The 13,616-nt window shown below is 59.7% G+C and carries 18 protein-coding genes; 12 read left to right on the top strand and 6 right to left on the bottom strand.

Annotated elements, in window-relative coordinates:
* Nucleotides 1–27 precede the first annotated feature (27 nt).
* Nucleotides 28–1,518, bottom strand: coding sequence for an acyl-CoA carboxylase subunit beta (locus CAQUA_RS09145; RefSeq protein WP_196825403.1), 1,491 nt, complete (start codon nt 1,516–1,518; stop codon nt 28–30).
* Between the two features lie 241 nt (nt 1,519–1,759).
* On the opposite strand from CAQUA_RS09145, the gene CAQUA_RS09140 reads away from it, so the two are divergent.
* Entirely contained in the window at nt 1,760–3,199 is a 1,440-nt protein-coding gene (locus CAQUA_RS09140) for an HNH endonuclease signature motif containing protein (RefSeq protein ID WP_196825404.1), read from the top strand.
* 11 nt (nt 3,200–3,210) lie between these two features.
* Here the strand turns inward: CAQUA_RS09140 and CAQUA_RS09135 are convergent, their stop codons facing one another.
* Nucleotides 3,211–3,885 carry a hypothetical protein gene (locus CAQUA_RS09135; protein WP_196825405.1) on the bottom strand — a complete coding sequence of 225 codons (675 nt, stop codon included), beginning with the start codon at nt 3,883–3,885 and terminating at the stop codon, nt 3,211–3,213.
* A gap of 25 nt (nt 3,886–3,910) precedes the next feature.
* Complete coding sequence (locus CAQUA_RS09130) at nt 3,911–5,521, bottom strand: SWIM zinc finger family protein (protein ID WP_196825406.1); 1,611 nt, start codon at nt 5,519–5,521, stop codon at nt 3,911–3,913.
* A 23-nt stretch (nt 5,522–5,544) separates the two neighbouring features.
* On the opposite strand from CAQUA_RS09130, the gene CAQUA_RS09125 reads away from it, so the two are divergent.
* The 7 genes from CAQUA_RS09125 to CAQUA_RS09095 are packed head-to-tail and all read left to right on the top strand — an operon-like array spanning nt 5,545 to nt 9,788.
* Nucleotides 5,545–5,979, top strand: a complete 435-nt coding sequence (locus CAQUA_RS09125) for a hypothetical protein (protein WP_196825407.1) — start codon at nt 5,545–5,547, stop codon at nt 5,977–5,979.
* Between the two features lie 22 nt (nt 5,980–6,001).
* Nucleotides 6,002–6,736, top strand: coding sequence for a biotin--[acetyl-CoA-carboxylase] ligase (locus CAQUA_RS09120; protein WP_196825408.1), 735 nt, complete (start codon nt 6,002–6,004; stop codon nt 6,734–6,736).
* Nucleotides 6,737–7,186, top strand: coding sequence for a YdbT family protein (locus tag CAQUA_RS09115; protein WP_231375601.1), 450 nt, complete (start codon nt 6,737–6,739; stop codon nt 7,184–7,186).
* A gap of 23 nt (nt 7,187–7,209) precedes the next feature.
* Nucleotides 7,210–8,361, top strand: a complete 1,152-nt coding sequence (locus CAQUA_RS09110; RefSeq protein ID WP_196825730.1) for a 5-(carboxyamino)imidazole ribonucleotide synthase — start codon at nt 7,210–7,212, stop codon at nt 8,359–8,361.
* 5 nt (nt 8,362–8,366) lie between these two features.
* Nucleotides 8,367–8,867 carry a 5-(carboxyamino)imidazole ribonucleotide mutase gene (purE, locus tag CAQUA_RS09105; RefSeq protein WP_196825409.1) on the top strand — a complete coding sequence of 167 codons (501 nt, stop codon included), beginning with the start codon at nt 8,367–8,369 and terminating at the stop codon, nt 8,865–8,867.
* Nucleotides 8,864–9,349, top strand: a complete 486-nt coding sequence (locus CAQUA_RS09100) for a YdcF family protein (protein ID WP_196825410.1) — start codon at nt 8,864–8,866, stop codon at nt 9,347–9,349. Before purE ends, CAQUA_RS09100 begins: the two co-directional genes overlap by 4 nt.
* Nucleotides 9,342–9,788, top strand: a complete 447-nt coding sequence (locus CAQUA_RS09095) for a hypothetical protein (RefSeq protein WP_196825411.1) — start codon at nt 9,342–9,344, stop codon at nt 9,786–9,788. Before CAQUA_RS09100 ends, CAQUA_RS09095 begins: the two co-directional genes overlap by 8 nt.
* On the opposite strand, the gene CAQUA_RS09090 is transcribed toward CAQUA_RS09095, so the two are convergent.
* Nucleotides 9,785–10,018 carry a hypothetical protein gene (locus CAQUA_RS09090; protein ID WP_231375605.1) on the bottom strand — a complete coding sequence of 78 codons (234 nt, stop codon included), beginning with the start codon at nt 10,016–10,018 and terminating at the stop codon, nt 9,785–9,787. The genes CAQUA_RS09095 and CAQUA_RS09090 overlap by 4 nt on opposite strands.
* 20 nt (nt 10,019–10,038) lie before the next feature.
* Here CAQUA_RS09090 and CAQUA_RS09085 point away from each other — a divergent pair, with 20 nt between their 5' ends.
* A complete protein-coding gene (locus CAQUA_RS09085) occupies nt 10,039–10,263 on the top strand; it encodes a hypothetical protein (RefSeq protein ID WP_196825413.1) in 225 nt (74 codons plus the stop codon).
* Between the two features lie 248 nt (nt 10,264–10,511).
* On the opposite strand, the gene CAQUA_RS09080 is transcribed toward CAQUA_RS09085, so the two are convergent.
* The gene (locus tag CAQUA_RS09080; RefSeq protein WP_196825414.1) at nt 10,512–10,853 is read right to left on the bottom strand and encodes an ArsR/SmtB family transcription factor; all 342 of its coding nucleotides are present in this window, start codon (nt 10,851–10,853) and stop codon (nt 10,512–10,514) included.
* An 86-nt stretch (nt 10,854–10,939) separates the two neighbouring features.
* On the opposite strand from CAQUA_RS09080, the gene arsB reads away from it, so the two are divergent.
* The 3 genes from arsB to CAQUA_RS09065 are packed head-to-tail and all read left to right on the top strand — an operon-like array spanning nt 10,940 to nt 12,947.
* Nucleotides 10,940–12,013: an ACR3 family arsenite efflux transporter gene (gene arsB / locus CAQUA_RS09075; protein WP_196825415.1), complete on the top strand. Its 1,074-nt coding sequence runs from the start codon at nt 10,940–10,942 to the stop codon at nt 12,011–12,013.
* A 31-nt stretch (nt 12,014–12,044) separates the two neighbouring features.
* Nucleotides 12,045–12,476, top strand: a complete 432-nt coding sequence (locus tag CAQUA_RS09070) for an arsenate-mycothiol transferase ArsC (RefSeq protein ID WP_196825731.1) — start codon at nt 12,045–12,047, stop codon at nt 12,474–12,476.
* A 48-nt stretch (nt 12,477–12,524) separates the two neighbouring features.
* On the top strand, nt 12,525–12,947 hold the full coding sequence (locus CAQUA_RS09065) for a hypothetical protein (protein WP_196825416.1): 423 nt from the start codon (nt 12,525–12,527) through the stop codon (nt 12,945–12,947).
* Here CAQUA_RS09065 and CAQUA_RS09060 read toward each other — a convergent pair.
* Entirely contained in the window at nt 12,937–13,608 is a 672-nt protein-coding gene (locus CAQUA_RS09060; RefSeq protein ID WP_196825417.1) for a TIGR03089 family protein, read from the bottom strand. The two genes, CAQUA_RS09065 and CAQUA_RS09060, sit on opposite strands and share 11 nt — an antisense overlap.
* Nucleotides 13,609–13,616: the final 8 nt, after the last annotated feature.

Below are 13,616 nucleotides of genomic sequence, written 5' to 3'. Positions count from 1 at the left end.
TTTTTCTCCATTGGTCCCGAGCAGAGTTTACAAAGGAATGTTCCCGTGCTTGCGCGGGTGACGGTAGACCACCTTGCGCTCCAGCAAGCGGAGCGCCTCGGTGACCTGGGTGCGGGTCGACGACGGCTCGATCACCGCGTCGACGAGTCCACGCTCCGTTGCTACGTAGGGGGTGAGGTTGTTAGCTGCGTACTCGGTCGAATCGACGCCAAGCAGCTCGCCCGCCGTCGTCGCGTCGGTAAGCGCGATCTGCGCGGTCGGCCAGGCGAAAACCATGTCCGCGCCAAGCTCCTTCGACCCCATGACCACGTAGGATGGGCCGATCGCCTTACGCGTGATCACCGTAATTTTGCCCACCTGGGCTTCCGCGAACGCGTAGGCAAGCGTCGCGCCGTCGGCCACAGAACCCAAGTGTTCCTCTTCTTCCGAAGGGAAGAAACCGGGGGAGTCGACGAACTCTACGATGGGCAAGTTGAAGGAATCACACGTCCGAATAAATCGCGCGGCCTTAGTCGCGGCCGCATGGTCCAAGCACCCGGCGAGCACGCTCGGCTGGTTAGCCACGACACCCACTGCGCGCCCAGCAACGTGTGCAAATCCGGTCACGACGTTGTCTGCGTAGCCGCGCTGCAGCTCGACGAAATCACCGTCCGTGACGCGGTTGATGATGTCTCGAACGTCATAGGTGGACCAGTCGTGGTCCGGCATGAATGAGTCCAGCTCAGCAGCCACGGTGTCCGCACTCTCGCGGATCGGAGATGCCGCGCGGTTGTTCTCCGGAAGGAACCCCACGAGGTCACGTACGGCCGCGATAGCCTCAAGATCTGTGCCGGCGGTGAGGTGCGCCGTTCCCGTAATCCGCGAGTGGACTTTCCAGCCGCCAATGCTTTCCGACGTCGCTACCTTACGCGTCACCTTCGTCACCGCCGCCGGCGACGTTAAGTGCATCGAAGAGCCCTTCACCATGACCGTGATGTCGCTCAGCGGCACTAGCAGCGACGCTAGTGAGTGAGCCTGGCCAACAACAATGGAGATTTGCGGCACAACACCCGATGCGTCGGTGGCTGCGCGCAAAATACGGGCGGTTTTCGACGCCGTCACGACGCCTTCTTCCAGGCGCGCGCCGGAAGAATCATGGATCGCGATGACCGGCACACCGGTCTTCGTGGCCAGCTCGTAAATTTTCAGGACCTTTTCCGCCGAGACCTCACCGAGCGCGCCCTCGAACATTGTGTTGTCGTGGGCGAAGACGCACACCCTCCGGCCGTCGATAAGCCCATAGCCCGTGACCACGCCGTCAGTCGGAGGTTTCATGCGGTCGAGGCCGTACTCCTCCACGCGGTGACGCGCGAGCGCATCGGTTTCTGTGAAGGAATCTGGGTCGAGCAGCGCCTCCACGCGCTGGCGCACGCGGCCTTGCTCCTTGCCGCCGTGAGGCTCACGGGCCTCCGTTAAACGGTTGTTGAGGTCCGCGATCTTACCGGCGGTCGTGGAAAGGTCAGGCTTCGCGTTGGTCATAACGCCCTAGTTTAGGTCGTTGGTCAAATGTTTCTACGAAACGCCGCCGTCCTTTTGGAATCTCCGTGCCCGGATCTTAGTGTCCGGCTCGGGTTATACAATGATGGTTTGCCCAAAAATAAAATAGAACGCAATAGCGAAATTAGTTTAAAGAAGTTTGGAAAAACTGTTGCCTGTAGAACAGGTGTGCGTATACAGTGGAAGCAACGGAGGGCACATAACTAAAAGGAGAGGGGGCCCAATGAGCACAAGTAACGACGGTGGCGGGGACGGCACCAAAACCGGCATCAAAGACGCCGAAGCGTTCTTTAGTACAGAGCGATTCAGCGACGAGATCGTCGCATCAGCGCACATCCTCCGGGAGGCCGAATACGCGCTGTTTTCATGGGCTGCGGAAGACAGCTGTTTGGTGGATGATCTCGATCTTGTTGTTGTTCGGATGCAGGCAAAAACTGGAATGGCCGCGAAGCGCATTAAGAAGGCCATTCTTGCGTACGCCCGGTTGCAAGAACTCCCGATGCTGAGGGCACTGCAGGAGGAATCGAAGCTGCTTGACCTTCCGCGATTGACGGCAATAGACGCAGAGCTTGAGACCTTGGGGAACTCGGTGAGCTACGGGACTTTGTCAGAAATCGACAATTATCTTGTTACGGAATACCTCGTGCCACGCTTCCCCAACCAGCCACTGCCCACCCAGAGGCAGATCAGAAACGCGCTGAGGCGCCTGATCTCTTCCCTCGACGCCGGCCGTGCGTTCGATGAGAAGAAGCGGGAGAAGCGCGAAAAGAAAAAGAAATCAGAAAAGGTCAACGTCCGTTTCCACTGTTCCGGCGGAATTCCGGCGATGGAGGTCACGGCGGATGCCACCTCGATGGCAATGATCAAAGCAGCGATCGAGGACATCGCGCGCGGCGAAAAGATTTCCTACGGCGATGCGTTGGTGAAGCTGTGTACGGGTGAAGTCGTGCCAACGCCGAGGCTCACGCTGTTTGGTTTCGTGCCTATGACGGCCCCACTAGAGCAGGGCGGGGAACCAATCGAGGGCGAAGCGATCTTCTTCCCTGATTCTGGTTGGACCGATTCTGCTGGCCTTGCAACGTTGGAAGACATCGGTGGCGTGGAAATCGCTCGGCTGATTGACTTAGACGGTGTCTCCCACGCGGAGCTCGAAGGCTACGTCCCATCAGCGGCCATGAAGGCCTACTGCAACGCCAGGGACCGATATTGCGTCTGGCCAGGCTGTTGGCGCCAAGCAAAGGACTGTCAGCTCGACCATCGGGTTCCGTTTGATGAAGGCGGCGCAACAACACCGGGCAACTTGTACACCCTGTGCCAGCACCATCACAACATCAAAACCGATCGCCGTGCCTTCTACATTGCTGATCCTGACTCAGGCGATGTCGTGTGGCTTTTCAATGACGGCACCTATGCCCTAGAGCATTCGGATGGATTCTTGAAGTCGCAGCTCACTCCGCGCAACCCGCGGTGGAAAAAATCCCTGGCAGACGTTCAAGAACAACGCCGGCACGTGGCGGACTTCTACGCCAAAGCCCACACGATCGCGGACAAAATTGAGAAGGCTAGTGATGAGGAACTCGCGGACCTCTACCTCGAGCTCCTCTCACTGGAGAATGAGTACGGATTGAGGTTTGAGTTTGATGTCTACAAACCACCGTTCTAGACCGACCTGGGTTACCTCTCGTCGTAGGTTCCCAATTGGTATTCGTTCTGCGGATCGTTCCACCGTTCGTTGAATTCAGCAATGTCTCCGTCGATAGCCTTGATGCTTCCGCCCGAGGCTTTTAAGGACACGCTGTAATGAGCGGTGATGCCTTCTGCTGTCGAGCCGGTGCGTTCGCCCCAGGAGAAGGTAGCCGTACCATCGCCGTCTGTCTCAACTCGTTCAATCGACGTGAACAATCGCATCTCACCGTCTGGGACGCCGTTCACGTAGAAGGCGATCCCGTCCGTAATGGAGGCTGCAGTGTGCGCGGGTTTCTCTACGTCGCCTAGGCCACCGCGGAACACCACCCAGCTAAGGGGATCGCAGGGGTCATACTGGTTGTCGATGTCAGAGATCCAGAAGTTGTAGTCCAGGTAGTCGACGGCAGGCATGCGGCCCGGTTGGGAATTCGATGGGAAGGCATCCCGCGGGTCGTTCCGCAGTTCTGCGCACTTTGGCTTGGCTCGCTCCGCCGGGGGCTTCGAAGTCGTTTTTTCTTCTTCTTCCTCCTCCGACGGTCCTTCGGTGGGGGCGTTGTGGGCTGAGAGGTGGATTTCCTCGTCGATAGGCTGGCTCTGCGAACACCCAGTTGCGGTGAGGCTGAGGGCAGCGAGTGCTGCGAGGATGGTGAGGCGGCGCTGCATTCTTTGCAGTCTAGTAACCATTTGCTCACAGTCCCCATTCTTCAAGTGCGATCGACAGCACAGGATCGCCTAGTGCTTGCTCCCGGAACGCTTTCATGTTGCTGTGCCAAGCCATCAGGGCCTCATCGCTGTTCGGCGCAGTCGGGCTAGCCAGTTTTTGGCGGAGTTCCCACAGCCGACCCACGGTGACGCGGGGATTAGCGGACTCTTTAATGATGCGCACCGAGTTGGAAAACATCAGACCCACGGCCCACTCGGGGTCATAGGCAATGCCGACTTTCTCGGCGAAGTCATCCACGAGCTCAGCCGAGGGTGCACCGTTGGTGATTGCGTCGAAGCCGGTGTCGAACCGATCGAACGTGGTGGCGGCGATGAGTGCGAACTCGTCGGACGAATCGTGGCCTGCTGCAGCCTCCATCGCGCGCTCAAACGTGACGTTGTGGGCGTGCGTCAGGTTGCTAAAGCTCTGCACGGTGGGGTCGAGGAGGAAGCGGTAGAGGAAGAATCGGTAGTCCGCATCCTCATCGAAGTACCGCTGGCATGAATCAAGCAGAAACTCGGGCGTGAACGTCACGGTGTCACGAGGGTCGAGGGCGCGTTCCAGGAGTTCTTCGGCTTCGGTGAACATGCAGCTTTCGTCGTAATACCAAAATAGTTGGTCCTGGTAGTCGGCGTCCGCGACGAGCCGCTGGAGTTCTTCGACGTCATCGAAGTAGATGGCGACGTCGCATGCAAGGTTGTGCACTCGTTCGGGGTGGAGGGGGAACTTCGCGTAGGCGTCGGAAAGCAGTTGGCGAACGTCGTCGTCGTCAAGCCATTGCGAGTATTCGTCGAATTCCGTGGGGACGAATGGTCCCGGCGCGAAGTACGTCTCCAGCAGCCATTCGCGCAGGTGCTCCGGCTCGGGTTCCACGAAGCGGCAGAGTGAAATGTGGTGGCGGTAGGCGGTGTCAATCACGTGGTGGAGGTCTGTCGGCCGCAGCGCCTGCTGCAACGCGCAGTCGTTCATGTCCAGGATCACCCTCTCCAACGCGCGGAGTAGTGGCACACCATTTGCGGGCTGACACGCGGAGTAAATGCGGTTGACCGCGATCATCCAATCGGCGGGGTCCTTCGTTTCACGCGCGCGCTCAATCGCTTCTTGCACTTCCACGAGGTCTTTTGTTTTCGCGTACCAGTGCGGCATCGCCAGGGTGGTCACGGTCGCCTCGATCGGCGGGTACTCCTGTCGCAGGCTGTTGATCAGTTTGAGCAGGTCGTGCCGGCTCATGCGTTCAAGCGCAGCGTCGGTCACTTCGGGCCGGGCGATCGTAAATTGCCACTCAGGTTCGCGCATCAGCCGCATCGCCACAGCGACCGCGTGCTTACACCATGTCGCTACCACCGGGCATGTGCAGCTCACGGAGGGCTCTTCTCTTATCGACGATTCCCGCCACCTAAACGTCACCACGTACGGATAGGTGCCTTGAACCTGTGCATGGAAAGTATCGGGCGTGGAGCGCAGCGCAGTCATGTCGGTATCCATGAGGTCCCGGGAATACATGAAGCTCTTGATGTCCGCGCGGACGGCTAAGCCAGCCTCGCCGATTGAGCGGATCCATTCCACCACGGGTGGCCGCGTGGGATTGTTGCACATGTCTTCAGTCTAAGGTGGTTGCCATGGGTGTGAAACGTGGGAAAAGTGCGATGGCAGTGGCGCTAGTAGTTGGGTTGTTGGCTGGGTGTTCGGGGGAGCCGCAGGGGGAGAAACCGGATGAGAATGTGGCTAGCAACCACCCGGTGGTGACGGAAAGTCCGTTGGATGAGGCACCGGATAGTGTTGCCAGCAGCGTGGCTCCGGAAGCTGGGGAGCCGATCCCGGACGGCACGTACCGTTCGGATGACGGCAAAGTGGAGTTGATCGTTGAGGGCCAGATGTGCTCGCTGAATGAAAAGGTGTGCCGGGTTGATCCGGACCGTTCCGTGCTCATGCGCGTGGAGAACGCGAAGGGCGACGGGGACAAGGATGTCATGCCGTACACGCTCGAGGGGGACACCGTAAAGATCAGCAATATCGGCGGTGATTCAGCGCAGAGGGTGCTCACCCGCTCCTAGATCGCGCCGTTATCATGTGGGCATGACCGTGCGCGATGTTCAACGTATCCAGACCGATGTAGCACAGTGGTGGACTCAGGTGGAGTTCGTGGAATCCACGGAGTCCACGAACACAGACCTTCTGGCCAGCGGCACTCCGGGGAGCGTTTTGCTTGCCGACGAGCAGGTCGGCGGTAAAGGCCGAAAGGGGCGCGTGTGGACGGCGCCGAAGGGCTCCTCACTGATTGTGTCCGTGTGCGTTGAAGCTAGTCCAGAGCTTGGCATCGCGTCGTTGGCGGCGGGGGTTGCCGTGACGGATGTTATCCCGACAGCCACGTTGAAGTGGCCCAATGACGTCCTCCTCGGTGAGAAGAAGGTGGCTGGAATTCTGTCGGAGGCGGATTTCTCCGGGGATGCACCGCGCGTGGTGGTGGGAATCGGGGTCAATGTGGCGTTTCGGCAGGAGGAGCTGCCTGTGGATACCGCGACGTCGCTGAACCTAGAGGGGATTGACGTGGACTGGGACCAGTTCGCGGTGGACCTGCTCATTGCGCTGGGGCAGCGTTTGAATCAATGGGCGACAGAGCCTGAGGCGCTGCTTGCTGATTACCGGGCTGTGTGCTCGACGATCGGGAAGAACGTCACTATCGATACTGGGGCGGGGACGGTTGAGGGGCTGGTGGAGGCCGTCGATAAGCATGGGTGCGTCGTGGTTGATGGGACCTCTTTCTCCGCGGGCGACGTGACGCACCTGCGGCCGAAGGGGAATGGGGCCTAGATGGCGCAATTTCGTCTCGGGCGCGACGAGGTAGTGCTGGCGGATATGTCGCCGCCGGCGTGGCAAATGGTGCGCCCGATTCTGGAGGTGCTTGCGGCCACCGCGTTATTTTGGCTGGCCATAGGCTTTCTGGACCGGCCGAGTACGGGCGTGGACGTGCTGATCCGCAACTGTGTCGTGGCGGCGTGGGCCATCGTGGTGCTGTGGCGGTTTCTTCTTCCGCTGCTGCGTACACGTGGGCAGCGATTCGTGGTGACCAACCGCAGAATCGTGGCGCTCAGTGGCACGTCGAATAAGGTCGATTCCATTCCGCTGGCGCAAATCCGCAGCGTGCACTGCTACCGCGGGGGCCTGAACGTGGGTCTGATTGGGTACCCGGCGCCGGTTTACTTTAAAAAGGTTGGGCGCGTACGGCGCGTGGAAGAGCTGATTAACCGGCAGCTACAGTAGGTAGCGTGAGAGACGCACACGGAATGCCCATCGTCGCGATTATTGGCGACGGTCAGTTGGCGCGAATGATGCACACGGAAGCGATTGAGCTCGGCTTGGCGCCGCGAGTTCTGGCCGGTTCGAAGGAGTCCTCGGCTGGCGAGGTCTTCGGGGACGTGCGCATTGGAGATTACAAAGACCTTTCGGATCTCACGGCCGCGTGTGAGGGCGCGTCGGCCGCGACGTTCGACCATGAGCATGTGCCGAATGAGCATTTGAGCACGCTTATCGACGGCGGGGTGAACGTGGAACCCCGTCCGCACGCGCTGATTTTCGCCCAAGATAAACTGGAGCAGCGGCGAAAAATGACAGAGATTGGTGCGCCGGTGCCTCTCTTCGCGCCGATCGAGTCTTCCGCGGATGCGGGGGAATTCTTTGAGCGCGTGGAGGGGCAGATGTGCCTGAAAGCCACGCGGGGTGGGTACGACGGCCACGGGGTGTGGTTCCCTACGTCCAAGGGGGACGCGATCGCGCTGGTCGGCGAGCTTCTAGAGAAGGGCGTGCCGCTGTACGCGGAGCGAAAAGTAGCGTTTGACCGAGAGCTGTCCGCCATGGTGGCGCGCACGCGTTCCGGTGACGTCGCTGCGTGGCCGGTGGTGGAGTCGCGGCAGCGTGACGGAATTTGCGTAGAGGCCGTTGCGCCTGCGCCGGGTTTGACCGAGGAGCAAGCGGCGTATTGCCAGAATCTTGCGATCACCGTCGCTGAAGAGCTTGACGTCACCGGGGTATTGGCGGTGGAGCTTTTTGAATGCGAGGAGGGAATTTTCGTCAACGAGCTGGCGATGCGCCCCCACAACACTGGTCACTGGACGCAAAACGGATGTGTCACCAGCCAATTTGAGCAGCACCTGCGCGCCGTGTTGAATTGGCCGCTCGGGTCCACGGCGACGGTTGCCCCGTACACGGTAATGATCAACACCTTGGGCGCGGATGAGGAACCGGAGTCACCGATGGAGGACCGGGTGGTCGCGGTGATGCGGCGCTACCCGCAGGCCAAAATCCACCTGTACGGCAAGGATTACAGGCCGGGGCGCAAGATGGGGCACGTCAACGTCACGGGTGAAGACCTCGAGGAGACCCGCAGAATTGCCAAGGCAGCGGCGCACTTCATTGTTCACGGGGAATGGAAGGATTAGACAAAATGGAACCGCTAGTGGGAATCGTGATGGGCTCAGACTCCGATTGGGAGACGGTGGCTCCGGCCGCGGAGGTCCTCGCCGAATTCGAAGTGCCGTTTGAGGTCGGAGTGGTCTCTGCCCACCGAACCCCGGAGAAAATGCTGGCGTATGCGAAGTCCGCGCACACTCGCGGCCTGAAGACGATCATTGCCTGCGCGGGTGGTGCAGCGCACTTGCCGGGCATGGTGGCGGCGGCGACACCGCTGCCGGTGATCGGAATTCCGCGTGCGTTGAAGGACTTAGACGGACTGGATTCGCTGCTATCTATCGTTCAGATGCCAGGCGGCGTGCCGGTTGCGACCGTGTCGATCGGCGGCGCGAAGAACGCAGGGCTTCTCGCGGTGCGAATTTTGGGTGCGGGTGATCCCGGGCTCATCGAAAGGATGGCGTCCTACCAGGAGGACATGGCCGCAGAAGTGGAGCGCAAGGACGAAGCGCTACGCGCCCGACTGTTGGGACAGTGATTCCCTTAGTCGTCCTTGGGGCGAGAGTGCGCGACGGCCAGCCGTCGAAAATGCTCGAAGCGCGGCTCCGTACCGCGAGGGATGTCTTAAGCGTCAGCGGTCGGCGGCCGGTCGTGGTCACGGGCCGGGGTGAAGCGGACGTGATGGCGGCGTGGTTGGTAGCTCACGGGGTTGATGAGAAAGACATCATTATTGAGCCGTGGGCCACGTCCACCAATGAGAACTTAGAAAACTCGTGGGGGTTATTTGCCCGCGCGGTGGGCTCGCCCGTCGAACAGTTGGAAGTGGTCACGAATGGCTTCCACGCGGCGCGGACGCGAGTATGGGCGTGGCATTTGGGTGTGCCGATTACGGTGACATCTGCACCAACTCCCCGACGGTCACGGGCGAAGAACTACGCGCGTGAGGTTATTGCTACTCCTCATTCGCTCGCGCGTGTGGTGTGGCGCAAGGTGATGCGTAGACTTAGGTGCCATGCGTAAACAGTCAAAGATTTTTGCAGGTGTGGCAGCCGCCATCATGATAGCATCGAGCCTTTCTGGCTGCGGTGTTTTCAAAGAGAGCCTCAACGGAACGTACGAGGCAGAGGTCGATGCTTCGGAGCAGGCGGGAGTGGACGCTGAATCCCTCGAGATGCTCGGATCAAAAGATCTGATGAGGATCAATTACGTCCTCGAAGTTGATGGTGATAAGTGCATGCTCCGAGTGAGCAACGAGCTAGTAGGTACCCACTCGCGTGACTGCACCGTCGATGAAAAAAACAAGATTCTGCACTTCCCGGAAACGAACGAGGAAAATGCAGACAAGGTGTTTGGTACTGGGGCCCAAGATGTCGAGTATGAGAAAGATGGGGACATTCTGAGCCTCACTTCCACTGCAGAGGGCGGGGAGACGATCGAGATGACCAGGGTCACCGATTAAGTGTCTGCTTTTTCCGCTGTAGCGATGTGCAAAAGTCGGTCGGTAGAGGCCATTCCGGTCACAACGACGACTGAGCCGCCCGTGGCGAGCGGAGCCATAATCTGTTGATTGAATTCCGCGATGTTCGACCATCCGGTGACCAACCTGCGTGCGCCTGGTGTGAGGTTCGGTGCTCGTTCCCTCGTAATGGTCGCCGTAGAAGCGGACAGTGGGGCCGAAATCACATTCACGATCTACCAAAGGAGCGACGATGACAGCAGGTTTTGTCCCAAGCAACGTCCGTCATTGGACGCTGGCGGAAGCGGTAGAAGCTCGAGATCGTGTCGCGGGGAAGATTGAAGCTAATGGCAAAAGCGTGAAGGAACTTCGTTTCCGCGCATCTGAGTGGTCTCTCAGTGCTGAGGAACTCAATCTTCTAGCTGAATACGAGCGACTTGAACGCATGGTTAAGTTCGCTAAAGGCGAGTCGGTCTAAAACTCCTGAGTATGCGAGATACCGCTAGGTCTATTGACCTCCAGGCCTCAGATTTTGCAGAAGACATAACGCGCTTAGCAACGATCTTTGCCGGAGAAAAGGCTTGTTTCTGCTCTTGGTGCTCGGCATGGGCAGACAGGTACGTACCGAGGGTGCGGATCTCGGCGTAGAAGCCGGTGTCGAGGTGCCCGGAGCCCAGGAGTCGGGAAAGCTGGCCATCCGCTGGGTCCGGTCGCTCGGATGGCTGGCTAATCCATCTGCAATACCGTGCGCAATTCAGCGAAGGGTCCGGGAAGAACTTGGTGGGTGACTGTTTTTCCCTGCCGGGTTTTGCTGGTCAGGCCGGCGTCGGTGAGCTTCTTCAAGTGGTGGGAGACTGTGGGCTGGCTCAAACCGGATTGCGCGGCGAGCTCGGAGACGCTGATGGGGCCGCAGCCGTCTTCGGCGAGTTGGGAGAGCAGCCGCAGGCGGGTGGGATCGGCGAGCACTTTGAAGAGCTGGGCGTAGCGGTCGGCTTCTGCATGAGTGAGTAACCCAGCGCTCAGGGAGCAGCAGGTAGAAACTGTCGGAGGGGTAGTCGGGGCGGCCATGATTCCCACTCTTTCATATTGACAGGGATCAATAAAAGTTTTAGATTTCATATTGATAGTCGTCGATACGAAAGGTGCCCGCCCGCATGTCATTCCTCGATCGCTTCCTGCCCGTCTGGATCCTTCTTGCGATGGCGCTGGGGCTGGGGCTGGGCAACTGGTTCCCAGGTTTGAGCGGAGCGTTGCAGGCCATGGAGGTTGGCAGAATCTCGCTTCCAATCGCGCTGGGCCTACTGGTGATGATGTACCCGCCGTTGGCGAAGGTGCGTTATGACAAGACCAAGGAGATCGCAACGGATAAGCGGCTCATGGCGGTCTCCATCGTCCTCAACTGGATCGTCGGCCCGGCGTTCATGTTCGCCCTCGCCTGGATCTTCCTGCCCGATGCGCCCGAGCTGCGCACGGGTCTGATCATTGTGGGCTTGGCCCGGTGCATCGCCATGGTGCTCGTGTGGTCTGATCTCTCCTGCGCCGACCGTGAAGCCACCGCCGTGCTGGTTGCTATCAACTCGGTCTTCCAAGTGCTTATGTTCGGTGTGCTCGGGTGGTTCTACTTGCAGATCTTGCCTGCATGGCTGGGGCTGCCCACGGCGTCGGCAAGCTTCTCCTTCTGGGCGATCGTGACCTCCGTCTTAGTCTTCTTAGGCATACCGCTACTCGCAGGTGTTCTATCCCGGATAATCGGTGAGAAAACCAAGGGCAGGGACTGGTACGAAGAGAAATTCCTCCCGGCGATCTCCCCGCTCGCGCTGATCGGTCTGCTGTACACCATCGTGTTGCTGTTTTCCCTGCAAGGAGAGCAGATCATCGCCCGTCCTTGGACGGTGGCTCGAGTGGCAATACCGTTGCTCATCTATTTCGTGGGAATGTTCGCCGTCGCGCTCATCGTGGCCAAGGCTTCGGGGATGGGTTACGCGCAGTCGGCGTCGGTGGCGTTCACCGCCGCGGGCAACAACTTCGAGCTGGCCATCGCTGTGGCCATCGGTACTTTTGGTGCCGAGTCCGCGCAGGCGCTCGCGGGAACGATCGGGCCGCTCATCGAGATCCCGATTCTGGTCGGCCTCGTCTACGTCATGCGGGGAATCGGACCGAAGCTGTTCCCGGGAGACCCCACTCTGCCCGAGGAACAAAAACCGGCCGCGAGGAGCTCGGCCGTCTAAGCCTAGAGTTCAAGCCTAGAAAGGAAGCATGATGTCAACTACTCCGAAGGTGCTGTTCGTGTGTGTGCGCAACGGCGGGAAATCGCAGATGGCCGCCGCCTTGGCGGAGAAGCATGCGGGAGACAAACTCGAGGTTCACTCGGCTGGGACGCAGCCGGGAACGTCGATCAATGCGGAATCTGCCGCATCGGTGGCAGAAGTCGGTGCGGACATGTCCGCCGGTACGCCGAAGCCTATTGATCCGGAGATTCTCCGCACCGCGGACCGCGTGATCCTCATCGGGCAGGAGGCGCAGGTGGATCTACCCGAGGGTGCCCGCGGGAAACTGACGCGCTGGGACACGGATGAACCGTCTACGCGCGGTATCGAGGGCATGGAAAGAATGCGGTTGGTCCGCGACGACATTGACGCCAAGGTGCGCGGGCTCGTCGCGGAACTGCTTGGCGAGGATTGCATGGCGTAAGGCGGTGCGGAGGTTCGCTGGGCGCTAAAAAGCCTTAGACTCATTCTTATGCAAACACGGGTGACACGTTGGTTGAGCGCGGCAGCAGTACTGTTCGCTTCCGCGACAGGGGTTAGCGCATGCACCCTGTTTGAAGAGGACATCAACGGTACGTACCAGGCCACGGTCAACGCCGCGGAACAGGGCGTCGTGGATCCCGAAACCGTAGAGATGCTGGGATCTCAAAGCGCGCTGGAAATGAACTACACGCTCGTGGTCGGCGACGGGGTGTGCACGCTGAAGGTTGAAAATGAGCTGGCGGGGGAGCACAAGCGCGACTGCACGGTGAACAAGGACATCAAGGTGTTGTACTTCCCCGAGACCGACGCCGATAGCGGTGAGCTGAAGTACAAAAAGGTCGGCGAAGACCTTGAGGTCACCTCCACTGAAGAGGGCGCCAACACCATCGTGATGAATCGGGTTACGGAGTAGCGGTCACTTTCTCTGTGTCCGCGATGTGCGCGAGGCGGTCCGTCGACGCCATGCCAGTCACGATGACGACGGAACCGCCGCCCATGAGCGGCGCCATGACGTTATCGTCGAACTCGCTCAGCGTCGACCAACCGGTGATCAAAGTTCTACTCGGCGTAGGTGGATTCGTCGGCGCGAAGTGACTTGCTGGAAAGCCGTCGCCGAAGAACTGATCGCCGTAGAAACGGACGGTGGGACCAAAATCGATCGCGCCGGGACTAAGCGTTCCACCCACTTCTACTACGCCGCGACCGAATGGGTCCGCGGACACGACCACCACGTCAGTAGCTTCCGGCCAGTTGTTCTGGTGCTCTTCGGTGGTGAACACGATGCCCGGGGATTCCAGATCGCTGGCCCCTGGTTCGAAGCACGGGACGATCCCAGCAGCGTAGGCGCCTAAAATGATGACTGCGCACTGCCACGTCACCGGTAGGTCAATGAGGACAGTGGGGGAATCGGGGGCGGGGGAGTCGAACTCTTCCGTGAACATGTTGGCAATTTTGTTTGCCCAGTTGTCCAAGGTTACGCCGGAAAACTCCATGCGTGAACCCTGGGTCTCGTCATAGACGGTAAGGCGTGGGGACGCCGGATCGGCGGCAAAGATCGGGGCGAGCATGCTCATGCCGCCCC

Source organism: Corynebacterium aquatimens, assembly GCF_030408395.1.
GTDB classification, from domain to species: domain Bacteria; phylum Actinomycetota; class Actinomycetes; order Mycobacteriales; family Mycobacteriaceae; genus Corynebacterium; species Corynebacterium aquatimens.
The sequence above is the reverse complement of the archived record's forward strand: the minus strand, read 5'-3'. Positions and strand labels throughout refer to the sequence as shown.

Excerpts from the sequence above, each read along its gene's own strand:
- CAQUA_RS09125 (WP_196825407.1), top strand. The coding sequence starts at position 5,545 with ATGGGTGTGAAACGTGGGAAAAGTGCGATGGCAGTGGCGCTAGTAGTT.
- CAQUA_RS09110 (WP_196825730.1), top strand. The coding sequence starts at position 7,210 with ATGCCCATCGTCGCGATTATTGGCGACGGTCAGTTGGCGCGAATGATG.
- CAQUA_RS09135 (WP_196825405.1), bottom strand. The coding sequence starts at position 3,885 with ATGCAGCGCCGCCTCACCATCCTCGCAGCACTCGCTGCCCTCAGCCTC.
- CAQUA_RS09085 (WP_196825413.1), top strand. The coding sequence starts at position 10,039 with ATGACAGCAGGTTTTGTCCCAAGCAACGTCCGTCATTGGACGCTGGCG.
- CAQUA_RS09070 (WP_196825731.1), top strand. The coding sequence starts at position 12,045 with ATGTCAACTACTCCGAAGGTGCTGTTCGTGTGTGTGCGCAACGGCGGG.
- arsB (WP_196825415.1), top strand. The coding sequence starts at position 10,940 with ATGTCATTCCTCGATCGCTTCCTGCCCGTCTGGATCCTTCTTGCGATG.
- CAQUA_RS09130 (WP_196825406.1), bottom strand. The coding sequence starts at position 5,521 with ATGTGCAACAATCCCACGCGGCCACCCGTGGTGGAATGGATCCGCTCA.
- CAQUA_RS09115 (WP_231375601.1), top strand. The coding sequence starts at position 6,737 with ATGGCGCAATTTCGTCTCGGGCGCGACGAGGTAGTGCTGGCGGATATG.
- CAQUA_RS09065 (WP_196825416.1), top strand. The coding sequence starts at position 12,525 with ATGCAAACACGGGTGACACGTTGGTTGAGCGCGGCAGCAGTACTGTTC.
- CAQUA_RS09145 (WP_196825403.1), bottom strand. The coding sequence starts at position 1,518 with ATGACCAACGCGAAGCCTGACCTTTCCACGACCGCCGGTAAGATCGCG.
- CAQUA_RS09095 (WP_196825411.1), top strand. The coding sequence starts at position 9,342 with ATGCGTAAACAGTCAAAGATTTTTGCAGGTGTGGCAGCCGCCATCATG.
- CAQUA_RS09140 (WP_196825404.1), top strand. The coding sequence starts at position 1,760 with ATGAGCACAAGTAACGACGGTGGCGGGGACGGCACCAAAACCGGCATC.
- CAQUA_RS09060 (WP_196825417.1), bottom strand. The coding sequence starts at position 13,608 with ATGAGCATGCTCGCCCCGATCTTTGCCGCCGATCCGGCGTCCCCACGC.
- CAQUA_RS09080 (WP_196825414.1), bottom strand. The coding sequence starts at position 10,853 with ATGGCCGCCCCGACTACCCCTCCGACAGTTTCTACCTGCTGCTCCCTG.
- CAQUA_RS09120 (WP_196825408.1), top strand. The coding sequence starts at position 6,002 with ATGACCGTGCGCGATGTTCAACGTATCCAGACCGATGTAGCACAGTGG.
- purE (WP_196825409.1), top strand. The coding sequence starts at position 8,367 with ATGGAACCGCTAGTGGGAATCGTGATGGGCTCAGACTCCGATTGGGAG.